The organism is Pseudomonas sp. NY15437 (genome assembly GCF_048068435.1).
GTDB lineage: Bacteria > Pseudomonadota > Gammaproteobacteria > Pseudomonadales > Pseudomonadaceae > Pseudomonas > Pseudomonas nitroreducens_B.
On sequence record NZ_JBLUQC010000008.1, the window covers coordinates 44,809 to 62,846 of the forward strand.

The 18,038-nt window shown below is 67.6% G+C and carries 16 protein-coding genes; 8 read left to right on the forward strand and 8 right to left on the reverse strand.

The genetic code is table 11. From position 1 onward, the window contains the following. Positions 1-12: 12 nt before the first annotated feature. Positions 13-2,694: a type VI secretion system ATPase TssH gene (gene tssH / locus ACNFIA_RS18650; RefSeq protein ID WP_416787521.1), complete on the forward strand. Its 2,682-nt coding sequence runs from the start codon at positions 13-15 to the stop codon at positions 2,692-2,694. A gap of 65 nt (positions 2,695-2,759) precedes the next feature. Then, positions 2,760-4,706, forward strand: coding sequence for a type VI secretion system Vgr family protein (locus ACNFIA_RS18655; protein WP_416787523.1), 1,947 nt, complete (start codon positions 2,760-2,762; stop codon positions 4,704-4,706). 112 nt (positions 4,707-4,818) lie between these two features. On the opposite strand, the gene ACNFIA_RS18660 is transcribed toward ACNFIA_RS18655, so the two are convergent. From ACNFIA_RS18660 to ACNFIA_RS18675, 4 genes are all read right to left on the reverse strand, one after another. Next, on the reverse strand, positions 4,819-5,343 hold the full coding sequence (locus ACNFIA_RS18660) for a hypothetical protein (protein WP_416787526.1): 525 nt from the start codon (positions 5,341-5,343) through the stop codon (positions 4,819-4,821). Then, on the reverse strand, positions 5,340-6,644 hold the full coding sequence (locus ACNFIA_RS18665; protein WP_416787528.1) for a PAAR domain-containing protein: 1,305 nt from the start codon (positions 6,642-6,644) through the stop codon (positions 5,340-5,342). Before ACNFIA_RS18665 ends, ACNFIA_RS18660 begins: the two co-directional genes overlap by 4 nt. Before the next feature lie 9 nt (positions 6,645-6,653). Continuing rightward, positions 6,654-7,088, reverse strand: coding sequence for a DUF1795 domain-containing protein (locus ACNFIA_RS18670; protein ID WP_017518706.1), 435 nt, complete (start codon positions 7,086-7,088; stop codon positions 6,654-6,656). Between the two features lie 162 nt (positions 7,089-7,250). Then, a complete protein-coding gene (locus ACNFIA_RS18675) occupies positions 7,251-8,165 on the reverse strand; it encodes a LysR family transcriptional regulator (protein WP_416787531.1) in 915 nt (304 codons plus the stop codon). A gap of 180 nt (positions 8,166-8,345) precedes the next feature. Between ACNFIA_RS18675 and ACNFIA_RS18680 the strand changes: the two genes are divergently transcribed. From ACNFIA_RS18680 to ACNFIA_RS18695, 4 genes are all read left to right on the forward strand, one after another. Beyond that, on the forward strand, positions 8,346-9,683 hold the full coding sequence (locus ACNFIA_RS18680) for a nucleobase:cation symporter-2 family protein (protein ID WP_416787534.1): 1,338 nt from the start codon (positions 8,346-8,348) through the stop codon (positions 9,681-9,683). A gap of 50 nt (positions 9,684-9,733) precedes the next feature. Next, positions 9,734-10,243: a deaminase gene (locus ACNFIA_RS18685; protein WP_416787536.1), complete on the forward strand. Its 510-nt coding sequence runs from the start codon at positions 9,734-9,736 to the stop codon at positions 10,241-10,243. Between the two features lie 8 nt (positions 10,244-10,251). Beyond that, on the forward strand, positions 10,252-10,590 hold the full coding sequence (locus tag ACNFIA_RS18690) for a hydroxyisourate hydrolase (RefSeq protein WP_416787539.1): 339 nt from the start codon (positions 10,252-10,254) through the stop codon (positions 10,588-10,590). A gap of 115 nt (positions 10,591-10,705) precedes the next feature. Beyond that, a complete protein-coding gene (locus ACNFIA_RS18695) occupies positions 10,706-11,614 on the forward strand; it encodes a LysR family transcriptional regulator (RefSeq protein WP_259754961.1) in 909 nt (302 codons plus the stop codon). On the opposite strand, the gene ACNFIA_RS18700 is transcribed toward ACNFIA_RS18695, so the two are convergent. Beyond that, the gene (locus ACNFIA_RS18700; RefSeq protein WP_416787542.1) at positions 11,600-12,376 is read right to left on the reverse strand and encodes a substrate-binding domain-containing protein; all 777 of its coding nucleotides are present in this window, start codon (positions 12,374-12,376) and stop codon (positions 11,600-11,602) included. The genes ACNFIA_RS18695 and ACNFIA_RS18700 overlap by 15 nt on opposite strands. Positions 12,377-12,395: 19 nt before the next feature. Next, positions 12,396-13,697: an MFS transporter gene (locus ACNFIA_RS18705; RefSeq protein WP_416787544.1), complete on the reverse strand. Its 1,302-nt coding sequence runs from the start codon at positions 13,695-13,697 to the stop codon at positions 12,396-12,398. 493 nt (positions 13,698-14,190) lie between these two features. On the opposite strand from ACNFIA_RS18705, the gene ACNFIA_RS18710 reads away from it, so the two are divergent. Then, positions 14,191-15,690, forward strand: coding sequence for a diguanylate cyclase (locus ACNFIA_RS18710; RefSeq protein ID WP_416787547.1), 1,500 nt, complete (start codon positions 14,191-14,193; stop codon positions 15,688-15,690). A 221-nt stretch (positions 15,691-15,911) separates the two neighbouring features. Continuing rightward, positions 15,912-16,127, forward strand: a complete 216-nt coding sequence (locus ACNFIA_RS18715) for a hypothetical protein (RefSeq protein WP_259754954.1) — start codon at positions 15,912-15,914, stop codon at positions 16,125-16,127. Between the two features lie 45 nt (positions 16,128-16,172). Here the strand turns inward: ACNFIA_RS18715 and ACNFIA_RS18720 are convergent, their stop codons facing one another. After that, on the reverse strand, positions 16,173-16,739 hold the full coding sequence (locus ACNFIA_RS18720; protein WP_416787550.1) for a cytochrome b: 567 nt from the start codon (positions 16,737-16,739) through the stop codon (positions 16,173-16,175). Further along, positions 16,736-17,800 carry a catalase family peroxidase gene (locus ACNFIA_RS18725; protein WP_416787553.1) on the reverse strand — a complete coding sequence of 355 codons (1,065 nt, stop codon included), beginning with the start codon at positions 17,798-17,800 and terminating at the stop codon, positions 16,736-16,738. Before ACNFIA_RS18725 ends, ACNFIA_RS18720 begins: the two co-directional genes overlap by 4 nt. Between the last annotated feature and the right edge of the window lie 238 nt (positions 17,801-18,038).

Sequence of the window (18,038 nt, forward strand, 5' to 3'; positions counted from 1 at the left end):
AGGAGCAACACCATGGGTGAAATCAGTCGCGCCGCGCTGTTCGGCAAGCTCAATCCCACCGCCTACAAGGCCATCGAAGCCGCCACCGTGTTCTGCAAGCTGCGCGGCAATCCCTACGTGGAGCTGGTGCACTGGGTGCATCAGCTGCTGCAGCTGCCCGACTCGGACCTGCACCGCGTGGTGCGCCAGTTCAGCCTGGAGCCGGCGCGCCTGGCGCGTGACGTCACCGAGGCGCTGGACCGCCTGCCGCGCGGCTCGACCTCCATCACCGACCTGTCCGCCCATGTCGAGGAAGCCGTGGAGCGTGGCTGGGTCTATGGCAGCCTGATGTTCGGCCAGAGCCAGGTGCGCAGCGGCTTCCTGGTCATCGGCCTGCTCAAGACCCCGAGCCTGCGGCACGCGCTGCTGGCGGTGTCGCGCGAGTTCGAGAAGGTCAAGGTGGACACCCTCGCCGAGCGCTTCGACGAGTACATGGGCGACTCGCCGGAGAACGGCCAGGGCGCCAGCGACGGCTTCGAGGCCGGCGTCGCACCGGGCGAATCCAGCGGCGCCCTGGCCCCCAGCGCGCTGGGCAAGCTGGAGGCGCTCAAGCGCTTCACCGTCGACCTCACCGAGCAGGCGCGCAACGGCGAGATCGACCCCATCGTCGGCCGCGACGAAGAGATCCGCCAACTGGTGGACATCCTCATGCGCCGCCGGCAGAACAACCCGATCCTCACCGGCGAGGCCGGGGTGGGCAAGACCGCGGTGGTCGAAGGCTTCGCCCTGCGCATCGTCGCCGGCGACGTGCCGCCGCCGCTCAAGGACGTCGAGCTGCGCGCGCTGGACGTCGGCCTGCTGCAGGCCGGCGCGAGCATGAAGGGCGAATTCGAACAGCGCCTGCGCCAGGTCATCGAGGATGTCCAGGCCTCGCCCAAGCCCATCATCCTGTTCATCGACGAAGCCCACACCCTGGTCGGCGCCGGCGGCGCGGCGGGCACCGGCGACGCGGCCAACCTGCTCAAGCCGGCCCTGGCCCGCGGCGCGCTGCGCACCGTGGCGGCGACCACCTGGGCCGAGTACAAGAAGCACATCGAGAAGGACCCGGCACTGACCCGGCGCTTCCAGGTGGTGCAGGTGCCCGAGCCGTCGGAGGACAAGGCGCTGCTGATGATGCGCGGCGTCGCCTCGACCATGGAGCGCCACCACCAGGTGCAGATCCTCGACGAGGCGCTGGAGGCCGCGGTGAAGTTGTCGCACCGCTACATTCCGGCGCGGCAACTGCCGGACAAGTCCGTGAGCCTGCTGGACACCGCCTGCGCCCGCGTCGCCATCAGCCTGCACGCGGTGCCGGCGGAAGTGGACGACAGCCGTCGGCGCATCCAGGCGCTGGAAACCGAGCTGGCGATCATCGCCCGGGAGCACGCCATCGGCATCGAGGTGGGCGCCCGCCGCGCCAACAGCGAGGCCCTGCTGGCCGCCGAGCGCGAGCGCCTGGTCACTCTGGAGGCGCGCTGGAGCGAAGAGAAGGCACTGGTCGACGAGCTGCTCGCCACCCGCGCCCGGCTGCGCGAACAGGCCGGCACGGTGGACAGCGACAACGCCGGCGACGACCACCACGCCCTGCGTGCGCAGCTGCTCGATCTGCAGCAGCGCCTGGCTGCGCTGCAAGGCGAGGCGCCGCTGATCCTGCCGACCGTGGACTACCAGGCCGTGGCCTCGGTGGTCGCCGACTGGACCGGCATCCCGGTCGGGCGCATGGCGCGCAACGAACTGGAAACCGTCCTGCGCCTGGACGAGCACCTGGCCACGCGGATCATCGGCCAGGACCATGCCCTGCGGATGATCGCCAAGCGCATCCAGACCTCCCGCGCCGGGCTGGACAACCCCAGCAAGCCGATCGGCGTGTTCATGCTCGCCGGCACCTCCGGCGTCGGCAAGACCGAAACCGCCCTCGCCCTGGCCGAGGCGCTGTACGGCGGCGAGCAGAACCTCATCACCATCAACATGAGCGAATTCCAGGAAGCGCACACCGTTTCCACCCTCAAGGGCGCCCCGCCCGGCTACGTCGGCTACGGCGAGGGCGGCGTGCTGACCGAGGCGGTGCGCCGTCGGCCGTACAGCGTGGTGCTGCTCGACGAAGTGGAAAAAGCCCACCCGGACGTGCACGAGATCTTCTTCCAGGTCTTCGACAAGGGCGTGATGGAGGATGGCGAGGGCCGTCTGATCGATTTCAAGAACACCCTCATCCTGCTCACCACCAACGCCGGCACCGAGCTGATCGCGCGCCAGTGCGCCAACCCGGCCGCCCTGCCCGCGCCGGACGACATCGCCCAGGACCTGCGCCAACCGCTGCTGGAAATCTTCCCGCCGGCGCTGCTCGGCCGCCTGGTGACCATCCCCTACTACCCGCTGAGCGACGCCATGCTCAAGGCCATCACCCGCCTGCAGCTGGAGCGCATCAAGAAGCGCGTGGAAGGCACGCACAAGGTCGCCTTCGACTACGACGACGCGGTCATCGACCTGGTGGTCTCGCGCTGCAACCAGATCGAGAGCGGCGGCCGCATGATCGACGCCATCCTCACCAACAGTCTGCTGCCGGACATGAGCCGCGAGTTTCTCACCCGCCTGTTCGAAGGCAAGGCGCTGGCCTCGGTGCGCATCGGCGTGGAGAACAGCGAGCTGGCCTACCACTTCGCCGACGCCGCGGCCTGAGCCCGCGTTGAAGCCGGGGCCCGCGCCCCGGCGATTTCCAGCAAGGCAGAGGACCGGATATTTCCATGCAGTTCACCCCGTTCACGCAACATTCCCGCTTCGCCCAGGTCTCCAGCCCGCTGGGCCCGGACGCGCTATTGCTGCGCGATTTCTCCGGCAACGACGAGCTGGGGCGGCTCTTCGAGTACGACCTGCAACTGGTCTCCCGCGATGCCAACCTGGACTTCAACCAGCTGCTGGGCAAGCCGCTGTGCGTATCGGTGCAATTGCCCGAGGGCGGCCAGCGGCATTTCCATGGCCTGGTGGCGCGCTGCGGGCAGAGCATCGACATCGGCCAGTTCGCGGCCTACCAGGTGACGCTGCGGCCCTGGCTGTGGCTGCTCAGCCGCACCTCCGACTGCCGCATCTTCCAGCACCAGAGCGTGCCGCAGATCATCAAGCAGGTCTTCCGCGACCTGGGGTTTTCCGATTTCGAGGATGCCCTGAGCCGCAGCTACCGCGAGTGGGAGTACTGCGTGCAGTACCGCGAGACCAGCCTGGACTTCGTCAGCCGGCTGATGGAAAAGGAAGGCATCTATTACTACTTCCGCCACGAGAAGGACCGCCACGTGCTGGTGCTGGCCGACGCCTACGGCGCCCACCGCACCCCGGCCGGCTACGCGCAGGTGCCCTACTACCCGCCGGACGGCCAGCACCGCGAGCGCGACCACCTCAACGACTGGCGCCTGGCGCAGCAGGTGCAGCCCGGCTCCCTGGAACTCAACGACTACGACTTCCAGCGCCCCGCCGCGCGCATGGACGTGCGCTCGGCGCAACCCCGCCCGCACAGCGCCGGCGACTACGCGCTGTACGACTACCCCGGCGCCTACGTGCAGAGCGAGCATGGCGAGCAGTACGCGCGCAACCGCATCGACGCCTTGCAGAGCCTGCACGAGCGCGTGGAGTTCAGCGGCAACGCGCGCGGCCTGGCCAGCGGTGACCTGTTCAGCCTCACCGGCTTCTCCCGCTCCGACCAGAACCGCGAATACCTGATCGTCGGCGCCAGCTACCGCGTCACCCAGGAGTCCCTGGAGAGCGGCAGCGGCGGTGGCGACCAGTACCTGTGCAACCTCACCTGCACCGATGCGCAGCAGACCTTCCGCCCGCTGGAGATCACCCGCAAGCCCAGCGTCCGCGGCCCGCAGACCGCCCGCGTGGTCGGTCCCAGCGGCGAGGAAATCTTCACCGACCAGTTCGGCCGGGTGAAGGTGCACTTCCACTGGGATCGCCACGACCAGTCCAACGAAAACAGCTCGTGCTGGATCCGCGTGTCCCAGGCCTGGGCCGGCAAGAACTGGGGCAGCGTGCAGATCCCGCGGATTGGCCAGGAGGTGATCGTCAGCTTCCTCGAAGGCGACCCGGACCAGCCGATCATCACCGGGCGCGTCTACAACGCCGACCAGGCGGTGCCCTACGACCTCCCCGCCAATGCCACCCAGAGCGGCATCAAGAGCCGCTCCAGCAAGGGCGGCACGCCGGCCAACTTCAACGAAATCCGCATGGAGGACAAGAAAGGCGCGGAGCAGCTGTACATCCACGCCGAGCGCAACCAGGACATCGTCGTCGAAGTCGACGAGAGCCACAGCGTCGGCCACAACCGTACCAAGAACATCGGCAATGACGAGAACGTGCGCATCGGCCAGCACCGTTCGCGGGCGGTCAAGCAGAACGACAGCCTGCTGGTGGGTGGCATGAAGAGCGACAAGGTGAGCATCCAGTACCTGATCGAGGCCGGCGCGCAGATCCGCCTGGTCTGCGGCCTCAGCGTGCTGGAGTTCAACGCCGATGGGCGCATCAACATCTCCGGCAGCGCCTTCAATATCTACGCCAGCGGCAATGGCAACATCGACACCGGCGGCCGGCTGGACCTCAACTCAGGCGGCGCCAGCGCGGTGGATGCCCAGGGCCAGGGCAAAAAGGGCAGCATCGACGCCGAGGTACAGGCGACCTTCCCGCCGCCGCCCAAGGCCTGATGCCCACGCGCGCGCCCTGCCCCGGGCGCGCGCCAGGCATCGGCGGATCGGGGGGATGCTCGCGGCTCCAGCACGGGTCGTTGAATTGCATCCGTCGCTGCCCCGTGGAAGCTCAGGGGTTGTCCGGCACGAAGTCCGGGCCGCCGAGCCGGTCACGCAGGTGGATCGAGGTGCGCAGCAGCGGCCCCCACAGGCCGTTGTCACTGTTCCAGCTGGCACCGGCCCAGCGCGTGTCGGCCAGCAGGTCGGCCTTGCGCTCCTGGGTCAGCTGCTTGAGCTGCGCGGCCACCCCGCCGAGGTCGACGTCGAACAGCCCGGCATAGCGACCCGTGGGTTCCGCGTGCTTCTTCGAAAGGCAGTAGCGGTAGTACCAGACCCAGCGATGGGCGAGGTAGATCGCGCGGTTGCGGTCGGGATAGCTGGCCAGCAGCTTCATCAGCGCAGCGACGAAGCGCGGCGCGAAGCTGGGGTCCTGCTGCCACTGCGGCACCACCAGTTCGTCGAACGCCTGGGCGACGTTCTGCGGCTCGGGGTTGTCGGTCTGCGCCTCGACGAAATAGAACGGCTCGCCGGCCAGGAATCGGTCCAGTTCGTCGTTGGCCAGCGCCAGGGACAGGACGTCGTCGGGTGTCGTCATGGAATTCTCGTCACATCTTGGGTGGAGGACAGTATGCCCAGGTCATTGCCGTGGGCAATCGGCACGTTGTCCAGCACGGCCTCGCGGTTGCCGCCGGGATAGGTCACGCCGCCGGGCCGCCACAGCGAGTTGGCGCCGCCCTCGTTGCCGCTGGGCATGACCACCTTGGGGTTGTCGATGTTGACTCGGTAGATGTCCTTGCCGACCAGATCGCCCTTCTTGTAGCCCAGCGCGTCCTCCAGCACCGCCACGTCGCCGCTCTCGCGGTACTTGGCAACCACCGCATCCATGTCGGAACGGGCCATGACGAACTTCTTCGGGTTGAAGGTGGTGTACATCGGGTCGGCGATATCGCCGGGGGTGAAGAGGAAGGAACCGCCTTCCTTCTCGAACACCTCCAGGTGCTGCTTGACGTAGGAGTCCTTCAGGTAATCGGTGGGGGGCGGCCGCTTGCCGTGGGGCAACGCCAGGATGTCGTTCTCGGTGACGCCGGGTTTGAAGGCATTCTGGCGCAGCTCCCAGGCCGTTGGCTCGCGGCCCAGGCGCGCCATCTTCGGGCTGAGGCCCAGCAGCGCCATGCCGGCCACGCCCTGCAGCAGGTCGCGGTAGCCGGGGCCGAGGCGATCACCGAGCTGGCCAAGCAGCTCCATGCCCCCCATGATCAGCCCGCCGACCACCACGAAGGTGCCCAGCGCCGCCAGCCCAGCCATGGCGGCCAGCACCAGCCCGCCCAGCGCGGCGACGATGCCCAGCGCCTCCAGCCCGGTGTGCAACCATTCCTCGAGGTCGAGGACGAAGGCCACGCGCTCAGTCGGGCCGCCGATGAAGGTGTTCTTGCTGCCGGTCTTGATGTGCGCGCCGCAGACCATCTTGCTCTGCAGCCGCGCGGCGGGCTTGCCGTTGATGTACACCGTGGCGCTGCCCTCGGCGATCACCACCGGGAACGGCCACATCGGGTGGTTCAGCGGCAGCCCGGTGCAGCTGGACGACGCATCGTCGCCCGCGCGCATCGCGTTGCGGCTGTTCACGTAGACATTGAAGCTGCCCCGTATGAGCACCCCGGTCGTGGGCTCGGGCAACTCGAAGATGGTGGTCAGGCCCTTGACGATCTGGAACATCGACAGGCCGCCCGCGGCGATCGAACCGGCGATGATCACCGCCGCCAGGCCACCGGTGGCGGCCGTGGCGGCGACTACCGCGGCGCCGATCAGGGCCCCGGCGACCGCGCCCGCGACCATCGCGGCGACGCCGAAACCATGGGCGATCTCATCGCCCAGGCGTGCTGCAGCTTGCGCATCCATGCGGCGTACTCAAACGGTGGTCGGCTGGGGTACCAGGCTCTGCATCGCCTGCTTCCAGGCCGCTTCATGGTGCGGCAGGTCGTAGGGCGTGGTGGTAAGGGTGGTGATCAGCACCGCCGGACGGCGTTCGATGAACACCTGGCGCAGCATCAGGTCACGGCCTTCGCGCTGCCACTGGTAATCCAGCATCACCGCGGCGTGGCCATGGATGTTGAAATCCCAGCGCTTGTGCAGCTTGAACCCCGGCAACTGCTTTTCGGCATTGGCCAGTTGACCGCTGACGTACTCGGCGAACGAGGCGTCGCCCTGGCTGGCGTCCCGGCTGATGACGAAGCTGGCTTCGCGGGCCGGGCCATTGGCGGGCAGCTTGAAGATGTTGATGCTCTGGTCCTGCCAGGCATCGGGAATATCCAGGTCCGCTTCGTTGAGGCGATAGAGCGACAATGTTTAACCCCTTCCGTAGGATTCTGCTCTCTGAGCTGAACGAAAAATCTTCCAGCAACGCATCCGAACAATCAAGGATTGCATTGTGCCAGCGTCGCGCGACAGTCGCAGCGACAGGGCCCTCAATATTCCATACCGACTACACGGCTCCGCTGCTGAGCCTCAGCGCGTCGTCTGCACACCCTGGCGGTCGAGTTCGTAGACCTTCGCCCGCTGCAGGCATTCGCGCAGCCAGCGCTCCGCCTTGCCCGGCCGGTGCTGGCGTTGCCAGAGCAGATCGACGCCCACCAGCCAGTCCGTGTGGGGGTAGGCCTCCAACTGCAATTCCACCAGTTCGCCAGCGGCGAGTTCACGCTGGATCAGTTGCCGCGGCAAGGTCGCCCAGCCGAGGCCCGCGCGGACCATCTCCACCAGCGCCAGGTAGCTTTCCGCCCGCCACACCTGGGCGGCGCGCAGGTATTCGCTGCTAGGCAATTTCTGCGCATGGGCCACGTAGGCCAGGCGGCGGTAGGCGTGCAGATCGGCGAAGCCGACCTGAGCGCGCCGGGCCAGGGGAAAGGTGGCGTGGCAGACGTGGGCCATGATCAGTTTGCCCAACTGCTGGAACGCCAGCGCCTGTGGGTAGTGCGGCTGCGAGAACGCCACGCCGAGGTCCGCCTCGCCCTTGAGCACCAGCTCGCTGACGTCGCCATTGAGCGGGTGGCGGATCAGCAGGTCGACGAAGGGAAAGGCCGCGTCGAACTCACTGAGCACCGGGATCAGCGAGGCATAGGGCACCTCGATGGCGAGCGTCAACGAGGGTTCCACCTGGTCCGCCAGGCTGTCGGCGCTGCCCTCCAGCGCGTAGCAGCGCTCCAGCACCGCTTCGGCCTGCAACAGCAGCTTGTGCCCGGCGGGCGTCAGCGAGGGGATGCGGCTGGAGCGATCGAACAGCTCGACGCCCAGGTCGGTCTCCAGGTTGCCGATGGCGGCGCTGATGGTCGACTGGGTCTTCCCGAGGCGACGCGCGGCGGCGGAAAACGAACCGGCGTTGACCGCTGCGACGAAGACCTGCAACTGCTCCAGGGAAAAGCGCATCGGTTCGGCTCCGGCGTGATGATCCATCGATACTAACGATGGTTATTCATTTGTTCCATCGCTTGTAACGCAGGATCATCCCCCTCGACATCGGCAGCAGCTGCCCTCGACCACTGTGCTGCGTGTCACTCCGGGCGCCCGTAATAACAACAAGAGCCGCACCTTCAGGAGATACATGACATGAGCCACACCCACGTTCACCCGGTGGACGAGTTGTTGCCCCTGCGGCAGCTCTTCACCTTCGGTCTGCAGCACGTCCTGGTGATGTACGCCGGCGCCGTTGCCGTCCCGCTCATCCTGGGCAGCGCCCTGGGCTTGACCCAGGCGCAGGTCGTCACGCTGATCAACGCCAACCTGCTCACCTCGGGCATCGCCACGCTGATCCAGACCCTCGGCTTCTGGCGCTTCGGCGCGCGCCTGCCGCTGATCCAGGGCTGCTCCTTCATCGCCCTGGCACCGATGATCATGATCGGCAAGCAGTTCGGCCTGCAGGAAGTGTTCGGCGCGGTGATCGCCGCCGGCGCCATCACCATCGCCCTGGCGCCGTTGTTCAGCCGCCTGCTGCGGTTTTTCCCGCCAGTGGTGATCGGCAGCCTGATCACCATCATCGGCATTTCCCTGATGCCCGCCGCCGCCATCTGGCTGGGCGGCGGCAACCCCGGCGCGGAAGACTTCGGCAAGCCGGCCAACCTGCTGCTGGGCCTTGCGACCGTGGCCATCACGCTGGTGATCTACGCGCGGTTCTCCGGCTTCATCGGCAACCTCAGCGTGCTGCTCGGGCTGATCGCCGGCAGCCTGGTGGCGGCGGCCTTCGGCATGACCCACTTCGGCCAGGTCGGCGCAGCGGCGTGGTTCGAACTGAGCCCGCCGATGGCCTTCGGCGTACCGCAATTCTCCGTGACACCGATCCTGATCATGGTGCTGGCGATGCTGGTGATCATGGCGGAAACCACCGGTAACTGCCTGGCCATCGGCAAGCTGGTGGGCAAGCCGACCAGCCAGCGCACCCTGAGCGACGCCTTCCGCGCCGACGGCCTGTCGACGCTGCTGGGCGGCTTCTGCAACAGCTTTCCCTATAACGCCTTCACCCAGAACACCGGGCTGATCGCTCTCTCCAACGTGAAGAGCCGCTTCGTGGTCGCCGCGGCCGGCGCCATCATGGTGCTGATGGGGCTGTTCCCCAAGCTTGGCGCGCTGATCGCGGCGGTGCCCACGCCCGTGCTGGGCGGCTGCGCCATCGTGATGTTCGGCATGACCACGGTCGCCGGCATCCAGGAGCTCTCCCGCGTGCGCTTCGAGGGGACCCGCAACGGCATCGTCGTTGCCGTCTCGATCAGCATCGGCGTGCTGCCGATGTCCTTCCCCGCCCTCTTCGAACACGCCAGCGGCCCGCTCAGGCTGGTGCTGGAAAGCGGCATCTTCCTCGGCGCGATCACTGCGATCCTGCTCAACCTGCTGCTCAATGGCGAGCAGCGCGCCACCACCGAACCGGCCAGCCAGGCCGGCACCACCCAGTGACCCATCGCGCGCGCTCCGGCGCGCGCCCTTTCACTGCCCAAGGAATCTCCATGAGCCACTTCAGCAACCTTACGCCGGCCGGCCTGTCCGAACTCGACCTGGACCTGCTGCGCCAGTCGATCCGCCTCTCCGAAGAGTCCCGCGAGCGCGGGCGTCATCCCTTCGCCGCTCTCGTCGCCGATGCCGAGGGCCGCGTGGTCGCCCGCGCCGGCAACAATTCCATGCCGCCCGAAGGCGACCCGACCCAGCACGCGGAACTCGTGGCAGCCGCCCAGGCCGCGCGCCTGCTGAGCCCGGAGGAGCTGGCGAACTGCACGCTGTATACCAGCGCGGAGCCGTGCTGCATGTGCGCCGGGGCGATCTACTGGACGGGCATCGGCCGGGTGGTCTATGCGCTGTCCGAGCACGCGTTGCTCGGCCTGACGGGGGCGCACCCGGAGAACCCCACCTTCTCCCTGCCCTGCCGCGACGTGTTCGCCCGTGGCCAGCGCGCGGTCGTGGTCCACGGCCCCCTGCTGGAGGACGAAGCCGCGACCGCCCACGCGGGGTTCTGGGAATGAACGGCGGTGTGTCCATCCACGTCGTCGACATCGCCACGGGGCGCGTGGTGCAAGGCCTGGAAGTGAGCATCGGGCGTCCGGACGGCGCGCCCATCCTGCACGGACGCATCGATGAGCGTGGACTGCTGCCGGGGCTGGAAACCCTGGCCGAGCAGTTCGGCAGCGGCGTCTACGACGTGCGCCTGCAGGTCGCCGCCTTCTACCGCGCGGCTGGGACCGCCCTCCCCGCCACGCCGTTCCTCGATGAGCTGATCTACCGCTTCGGCATCGGCGATGCGCGCCAGCACTATCACCTGCCGTTCAAGCTCACCGCCTGGGGCGTGTCCTGCTTCCGTGGCGGCGCCTGAACGGCGAATGCCTGCGCTCTGGCGCTTCGCATCGGGCACGGGCGGCGGCGGGCTTTTCCGTTCTTGGCCGGGCATGCTATTGATGCAGCTCTTCTATCAATAGCGCAGCCCCGCCATGAGCATCAACTTCGACCTCGACGACCTGCAAGCCTTCCGCGCCGTGGTCGAGAAAGGCAGTTTCCGCAAGGCCGCCGAGGCCGTGAAGATCACCCAGCCGGCGCTGAGCCGGCGCATCGAGAAGCTTGAATCGGCGTTGAACGTCAGGCTGTTCGAGCGCACCACGCGAAAGGTGAGCCTCACCCCGGTCGGCCGCGCCTTCCTGCCGGAAGTCGAGCGGGTGCTCGATCACCTGGACAGCGCGCTGATGAACATCGCCGAGGTCGCCTCCAGCCGGACCGAGCGCGTCACCATCGCCTGCGTGCCCTCGGCGGCCTATTACTTCATGCCGCAGGTGGTGAGCGAGTTCCATCGGCTCTATCCGCGCATCAAGATCATGGTGCTGGACTCCAGCGCCAATGACGTCAACGCGGCGGTGGCCAGCGGCGAAGCGGACTTCGGCGTCAGTTTCACCGGGCACCTGGGGCCCGAGCTGATCTTCGAGCGGTTGCTGGAGGAGCGCTATGTGATGGCCTGCCGCCGCGACCATCCGCTGGCGGACCTGCCGTCGGTGACCTGGAGCCAGATGTACGAGTACGACTACATCTCGCTGGACAAGTCCTCGGGCAATCGCCTGATCCTCAGCCAGGCCCTGAAGCGCCTGCATCCGCCGCGCCAGAGCATCTGCGAGACGCGGCACGTGACGACGGCGATCGGCCTGGTGGAAGCCGGGGTGGGCGTGGCGGCGGTGCCTTCGATCGCGATGCCGCGCACGAGTCATCCGATCCTGACCGCGGTACCGCTGGAGGAGCCGCAGGTGATGCGGCATGTGGGGTTGATCAAGTGCCGCGGACGCGCGTTGACGCCGGCGGCACTCGAACTGGAGCGGCTTGTCAGGGACATGCCGGTACGGTCAGCGGGGGATTGAGTCCAGCCCGGTCGCCTGGATGACCGGCTGCGCCGCCGGCGACGACAGGTACGCCAGCAGCGCCTTGGCCTGCGCCGGGTGCTTGGCGTTGCACGGGATGCCGGCGGAATAGCGGGTGACGGACTGCAGGCTTTCCGGGATCTTGCCGACGAAGGTCACGCCGGGCACGGGCAGCAATTCGGCGACCTGCTGGAAGCCGATTTCGTATTGCCCGGACGCCACGACCGACGCCACCGGGATGCGCTCGATCATCTTGGCCTTCGGGGCCACCGCTTGCTCCACGCCCAGTTTGCGGAACAGCTGGTTCTGGATGTACACCCCGCTGGCGCTGTCGGAGTAGGCCAGCGACGTGGCGTTGAGCAGGGTCTTGCGGAATGCTTCTTCGGTAGCGATGTCCGGCTTGGCGGCGCCCTGCTTCACCACCATGCCGATGCGCGAGTCCACCAGTTCCACCTTGGACGCCGGGTCGACCTTGCCCTGGCGGATCAGCTCGTCCAGCGCGTAGCCGACCATGATCACCAGATCGGCGTTCTCGCCCCGCTCCAGCCGCTGGGGAATCGCTTCGCGGGCCTGCCCCATGGACGGGCCGAGCACGGTGTGGATGGTATCGCCGCTACGCTGGGCGAACGCCGGGTTCAACTGCTTGAACGCCGCGGTGAAGCCGCCGGAAGTCATGACGTCCAGCTCTTCGGCAGAGGCCCCGGCGCTCAGCGCGCAGAGGCCGATGGAGAGTGCGGCAAGGTGTTTCGCCAGTGTTTTCATCGGGGAGTCTCTCAGTCAGTCAGGCCGGCACGGCGGCGCGGGAGGAACTGTCGCGGTAGAGCAGCAGGGTCGAACAGAGCGCGCACAGCGCGGCGAACGTCATCCAGTAGCCCGGCGCGCCCTTGTCGCCGCTCAGGTGGATGAGCCAGGTGCAGATGGCCGGCGTGAAGCCGCCGAACACCGCCGTGGCCAGGCTGTAGGCCAGGGAGAAGCCCGCGACGCGCACCTCGACCGGCATGATTTCGGTCAGGGCGGGGATCATGGCGCCGTTATAGAGGCCATAGAGGAAGGACAGCCAGAGCAGCACTTCGAGCATGTGCGCGAAACTGGGCGAAGCGGCCAGGAAGGACAGCGCCGGATACGCCGTGAACACCGCCAGCAGGGTCATGGCGATGAGCATCGGCTTGCGCCCGAAGCGGTCGCTCAGGTGCCCGCCGATGGGCAGCCAGATGAAGTTCGATACGCCCACCAGCAGCGTGACGAGCAAGGCGTCGGTGGTGCTCAGGTTGAGGACGGTCTTGCCGAAGGTCGGGGCGTAGACGGTGATCAGGTAGAACGCGGTGGTGGTCATGGCCACCATCAGCATGCCTGCCACGACGACGCTCCAGTTGCGCCCCAGCGTGGCGAACACCTGCTTCATGGTCGGGCGTTGCGCGCGTTTGGCGAACTCCTCGGTTTCCTCCAGGCTGCGGCGCAGCACGAAGATGAACGGCACGATGATGCAGCCCACCGCGAAGGGAATCCGCCAGCCCCAGTCGGCCACCATGGCCGGCGACAGCTGCTGGTTCAGCACGTAGCCCAACCCCGCGGCCACCACGATCGCCGCCTGCTGGCTCGCCGATTGCCAACTGGTGTAGAAGCCCTTGCGCCCCGGGGTGGCCATTTCCGCCAGGTAGACCGAGACGCCGCCCAGTTCGGCTCCGGCGGAGAACCCCTGGAGCAGCCGCCCCACCAGCACCAGCAACGGCGCCCAGAGCCCGATGCTGGCGTAGCCCGGCACCAGGACGATCAGCTGGGTGCCGCTGGCCATGATCGACAGGGTGACGATCAGGCCTTTCTTGCGCCCCACGTCGTCGATGTACGCGCCCAGGATCACCGCGCCGAGCGGGCGCATCAGGAAGCCCGCGCCGAACACCGCGAAGGTCATCATGAGCGAGGCGAATTCGCTGGAGGACGGGAAGAAGACGGCGGCTATCTGCGTGGCGTAGAAGCCGAAGAGGAAGAAATCGAACTGTTCGAGGAAGTTACCCGAGGTCACGCGGAAGACGGCGCCCGCCTTTGAGCGTGCGGAGGGCGAGCCCTGGGTGTGGGAGGCATGCATAGGTCATTTCTCCAGCGATCTTATTTAGGCTTGTTGACGCTTGCGAAGGCCGGATTCTGCTCGACACAATTTGAAACGATAAGTGCTATGTTTGCATGCATTGATGCAGAAACCTTATCAATACCCGAAAAGTTCGCTGAACCCGGCCCGATATTTCCCGCTTCGCCACGCGGGATGCGTGCCCTTCCCGCCCCTTCCCCGAATGGCTCGTCGCTCACCGGTGAGCACTCTGGGCTAACGTAACCCCATCGCCACGTGCGCTGCTTCGGCCGCTTTTGCGAGATAATTGCCGCTCCGCTCGCCCCCTCACCGGAGGTTCGCTGGAGGGCGCTCGAGGCCGACGCTGGTTGAATCGCATGACGCGCAAGGCGCTCCGGTTAATGCCCAGCGACCTGGGCATCACCCGGGACAGCCCTCCCCGGACCGCTGTTGATAAGGAAATATCTTGCGATTGCCTGCCCTACGGAAAAGCGGGACCCCTGCGGTCACCGCCGTGAAGCGTGACATCCACCTTGTGTTTCTGCTCCTTTTCATCATCGGTCTGTCGCTGGCATCGCTGACGCTGTGGAAGGTGATGGCCTCTCGAAAGCAGATGCTCGATGACATCAATACCCACAGCCTCAACCTCACCCAGGCACTGTCGACCTATTCCGAAGGAATCGTCCGGCAAAGCTCGATGATCCTGCTCGGCCTGGTGGAACGGCTGGAAACCGAGGGCAGCGGGCCGGCGCAGATCGAGCGGCTGCGGCAACTGGTCAGCCGCCAGCAGTCGCTGATGCCGCAGATGAGCGGCGTGACGGTGTACGACAAGGACGGCCGCTGGCTGATGTCGTCGAACCGGCCGATCCCCGCTGGCGCCAACAGCAGCGACCGGGCCTACTTCATCCACCACCGCGACGATCCCTCGCGCGAGCCGTTCATTGGGCTGCCGATCCGCAGCCGCTCGACGCAGGAATGGGTGATCACCGTCAGCCGTCGATTCGACGGCCCGCACGGGGAGTTCGCCGGCGTCGTCGCGGTGACCCTGGGCATCGAGAACTTCCTGCGCCTGTTCGGCCAGCTGGACATCGGCCGCGAAGGCGCCATCGGCCTGTCCTACACCGACGGCGCGTTGCTGGTGCGCTACCCCTTCCGCGAGCAGGACATGGGCCGCAACTTTTCCAAGTCGCCCATCTACGCCAAGTACCTGGTCGACCGGTCCGTCGGCACCGCGTCCTTCACCTCCAGCCTGGACGGCGTGGAGCGTCTCTACGCCTTCCGCAAGAGCGACAAGCTGCCCCTGGTGACGACGGTCGCGCTGGGCAGGAACGAGGCGCTGGCCGCCTGGCGTTTCGAGGCGCTGCTGTCGCTGCTGGTGGTGTCCGGCCTGCTGATGCTCACCGGCTTCGTCGGCTGGATGCTGATTCGCGATATCCGCCGGCGCGTTGCCGTGGAGAGCGAGCTGCGCGTCGCACAGCAACAGCTGCTCGACAGCAACCAGAAGCTCGCGCACCTGGCGCTGAACGACCCGCTGACCGGCCTCGCCAACCGCCGTTGTTTCAACGAGACGCTGGACGTCGAAGTCCGCCGGGCCCAGCGGGAAAAGACCTCGCTGGCCCTGCTGATGATCGATATCGACCACTTCAAGCTGTTCAACGACACCTATGGCCACCCCGCTGGCGACGCCTGCCTGCAGGAGGTCGGCGCGCTGCTGGCGGCCTGCGTGCGCCGCCCGACCGACCTGGTGGCGCGCTACGGCGGCGAGGAAATCGCCGTGGTGCTGCCCCTGACCGACAGTGCCGGGGCGGCCGTCGTGGCGCAGATGATGCTCGACCGGCTGGAGGAGAACGCCATCGACCATCGCGCTAGCCCGTTCGGGCGGGTGACCGTCAGCATTGGCATCGCCTGTGCGGCGGGCGCGGAGCTGGACGGCTGGCAAGCGCTGCTCGACCGCGCCGACGGTGCGCTGTATGCCGCCAAGCGGCTGGGCCGCAACCGGCTCCACGGCGGTTGAGCCCGGCTGCCAGCCGCGCCACTGCACGGCAGCGGCCGGTGCGGTCCGGGGCTGCTTTCGGGCTGCCCTGGGCACGGGGATGGGGGCTTGAAACCGCAACGCTTTTTGGTAAATTTTTCTGCCGTGCGGCGTGGAGAGCAGCCGCCGCACGCCCCAAGGCCGCGTCGACAGATGCGGCCTTTCTTGCTTTTGCGTGCTCAGCTGTCGCTGCGGAGGTCATCATGAATACCCATCCCCTCCCCTCGCTGGTCTGCCGCATCAACCAGAACATCAACGCCACCCGCGCCGCCATCCAGGAACTCGCCGCCTGGGCAGAGGCCAGCGGCGCGCCGGACACCTGCGAAGCCGTGCAGCGCCATCTGCGGGTGCTGGAAGCGAACACCCAACCCATCAGCGAAGCCCTGGCGGAATTGATCGCCCGGCAAGCCGGCGACTAGCGCCGCCGGGCGCTCGGCAGCCGCCGTTGCGCCGACGGGCGCCGCTCAGCGGCGCGGCTGGCCGGGGTGCTCCCGCGCGGGGCGAAGACGCCACATGCTCGACCACACACCGTCGCGGCGGAGCAGGCCATGCACCAGCGCCGCCGCGGCATGCAGGAGGATCAGCGCGAACAGCGCATAGGCGATCCAGGCGTGCGCGCCACGCAGCAGGCCATAGAGGTCAGGATTGGCGCCGACCAGCGCCGGGACGTGCCATCCGCCTAGCCGCAGCGGATAGTCCGCGGCGCCCTGCGTGGCCCAGCCGACCAGGATCTGCCCGAGCAGCAGGCCGTAGAGCGCGACATGCACCGCACCCGCCAGGCGGCGCTGCCAGGGCGTCACCGAGGCCGGCAGCGCCGGGCGCGCCGTGACCGCGCGAACCAGCAGGCGCAGCAGCAGAAGCACGAGCAACACCAATCCCAGCGGCTTGTGCCAGGCGACCAGCTGCGGCTGGAGGCCGTCAACGCTGGCGACCATGGTGACGCCGATGAACAGCATGGCGACCACCAGCACCGCCATCAGGCCGTGCAGCAGGCGCAGCAGCGGATGGAACGAATCGACACGCGCGCTCACGGTTGTACTCCCGGTTGTTGGCTGGAGGGCTGCCCTTCGAGGGTTCGCCGCCGGTAGGACTGCGCATAGGCCGAAGAGCGGGCACGGAGGATGGCGTCGCCGCTGGGCTCGACCCCGTCGGGCAGGATCAACGGGTCGAAGTTGAAGCCGTAGCAGTCGCCGCCCAGTTGCGCGTCGGCCTGCTCCACCACCAGAGTGCCGGCGTCCACCTGCGGGCGCTCGGCCGGCCAGGCGCGGGTCGGGTCTTCCACCGTGTCGCCGGCGCCGGCCAGGGTGAAACGCCAGGTCCAGCGCAGCGGCGCCGCTTGCAGGCGCTGCAGCAGGTCCTGTTGCAGCACATCGTCGGGCACGTTCGCCGAGGCCAGCGGTGTGGCGGGCAGTTGCGGCACCATCGACCAGCGTACTGCCTGGCGCTGGCCCTTGCCGTCAACCAGGACGAAGGCATTGATGCTGTTGTAGGCCGTGCTGGCGAAGCTGTCGCTGGGCCGGTAGGCCGCCGCCCAGGCGCGGAACTCGGCACTTTCCGGGTGTGCGTCGAAGAACGCCTTGGCCCGCGCCGGGTCGCTCTTGCCGGTCGCCGGGTCCGGGCGCATCGCCCCCAACTGCTCGTAGAAGTCCTGCGGGGTGCGCACCGCGAGCACAGGCGGATTGTTCATCGCCATGCGCCACTGCTGCCCGTCCGCCTGACGCAGCAGCAACGCCATGCTGCGCACTGGCACGCTGGTGTCGGCGGCGTGGGGGTTGCCGGCGCCCACCGACAACCGCCCGAGCACCGGCACACGGCCCGCTCCCAGCAGCGCCGCGCGGGAGAGCGGCGCCAGGGTGCCGTTCACCTCCAGGTAGCCGCTGAAGCAGATGCCCCGCGGATGCGCACGGCGATAGCCCGGATGTACGCCGGCATTGGCCTCCATGCGTTCGATGAGTTGAGCGCTGGTGAGCGGATGAGCTCCCAGCCAGCCGGCGCTCCAGGCGAACAGGCCGAGGGCGCCGCACAGCGCGCCGGCAATGGCGGCGCTGCGGAGCGCGCGTTGGGGGCGGGTCAGGGGTGGCGCTGGCGGCATGGTCGGTCCTACCGGTGGGTCAGGGGCAGCAATGCGCTCGGGGCGAACTGCACGAATGCGCCATTATCTATACAAATCATTTTCAATGCACACAATTTAGCCTCAACGTTGTACGCAAGCTCAGTGCCGGAATAGCCGCAAGGCTCCCCACACGGCACGTTCCCAGCTCCCAGGTGCCGCGACCGCCCGTGGTCCAGTCGATGGATTGCGTGGGCCACCATTCGCCCAATACCTATAC

Bases quoted from the DNA above. Each gene is read 5' to 3' on its own strand.
- tssH (WP_416787521.1), top strand. From the start codon at position 13: ATGGGTGAAATCAGTCGCGCCGCGCTGTTCGGCAAGCTCAATCCCACC.
- ACNFIA_RS18655 (WP_416787523.1), top strand. From the start codon at position 2,760: ATGCAGTTCACCCCGTTCACGCAACATTCCCGCTTCGCCCAGGTCTCC.
- ACNFIA_RS18660 (WP_416787526.1), bottom strand. From the start codon at position 5,343: ATGACGACACCCGACGACGTCCTGTCCCTGGCGCTGGCCAACGACGAA.
- ACNFIA_RS18665 (WP_416787528.1), bottom strand. From the start codon at position 6,644: ATGGATGCGCAAGCTGCAGCACGCCTGGGCGATGAGATCGCCCATGGT.
- ACNFIA_RS18675 (WP_416787531.1), bottom strand. From the start codon at position 8,165: ATGCGCTTTTCCCTGGAGCAGTTGCAGGTCTTCGTCGCAGCGGTCAAC.
- ACNFIA_RS18680 (WP_416787534.1), top strand. From the start codon at position 8,346: ATGAGCCACACCCACGTTCACCCGGTGGACGAGTTGTTGCCCCTGCGG.
- ACNFIA_RS18685 (WP_416787536.1), top strand. From the start codon at position 9,734: ATGAGCCACTTCAGCAACCTTACGCCGGCCGGCCTGTCCGAACTCGAC.
- ACNFIA_RS18695 (WP_259754961.1), top strand. From the start codon at position 10,706: ATGAGCATCAACTTCGACCTCGACGACCTGCAAGCCTTCCGCGCCGTG.
- ACNFIA_RS18700 (WP_416787542.1), bottom strand. From the start codon at position 12,376: ATGAAAACACTGGCGAAACACCTTGCCGCACTCTCCATCGGCCTCTGC.
- ACNFIA_RS18705 (WP_416787544.1), bottom strand. From the start codon at position 13,697: ATGCATGCCTCCCACACCCAGGGCTCGCCCTCCGCACGCTCAAAGGCG.
- ACNFIA_RS18715 (WP_259754954.1), top strand. From the start codon at position 15,912: ATGAATACCCATCCCCTCCCCTCGCTGGTCTGCCGCATCAACCAGAAC.
- ACNFIA_RS18725 (WP_416787553.1), bottom strand. From the start codon at position 17,800: ATGCCGCCAGCGCCACCCCTGACCCGCCCCCAACGCGCGCTCCGCAGC.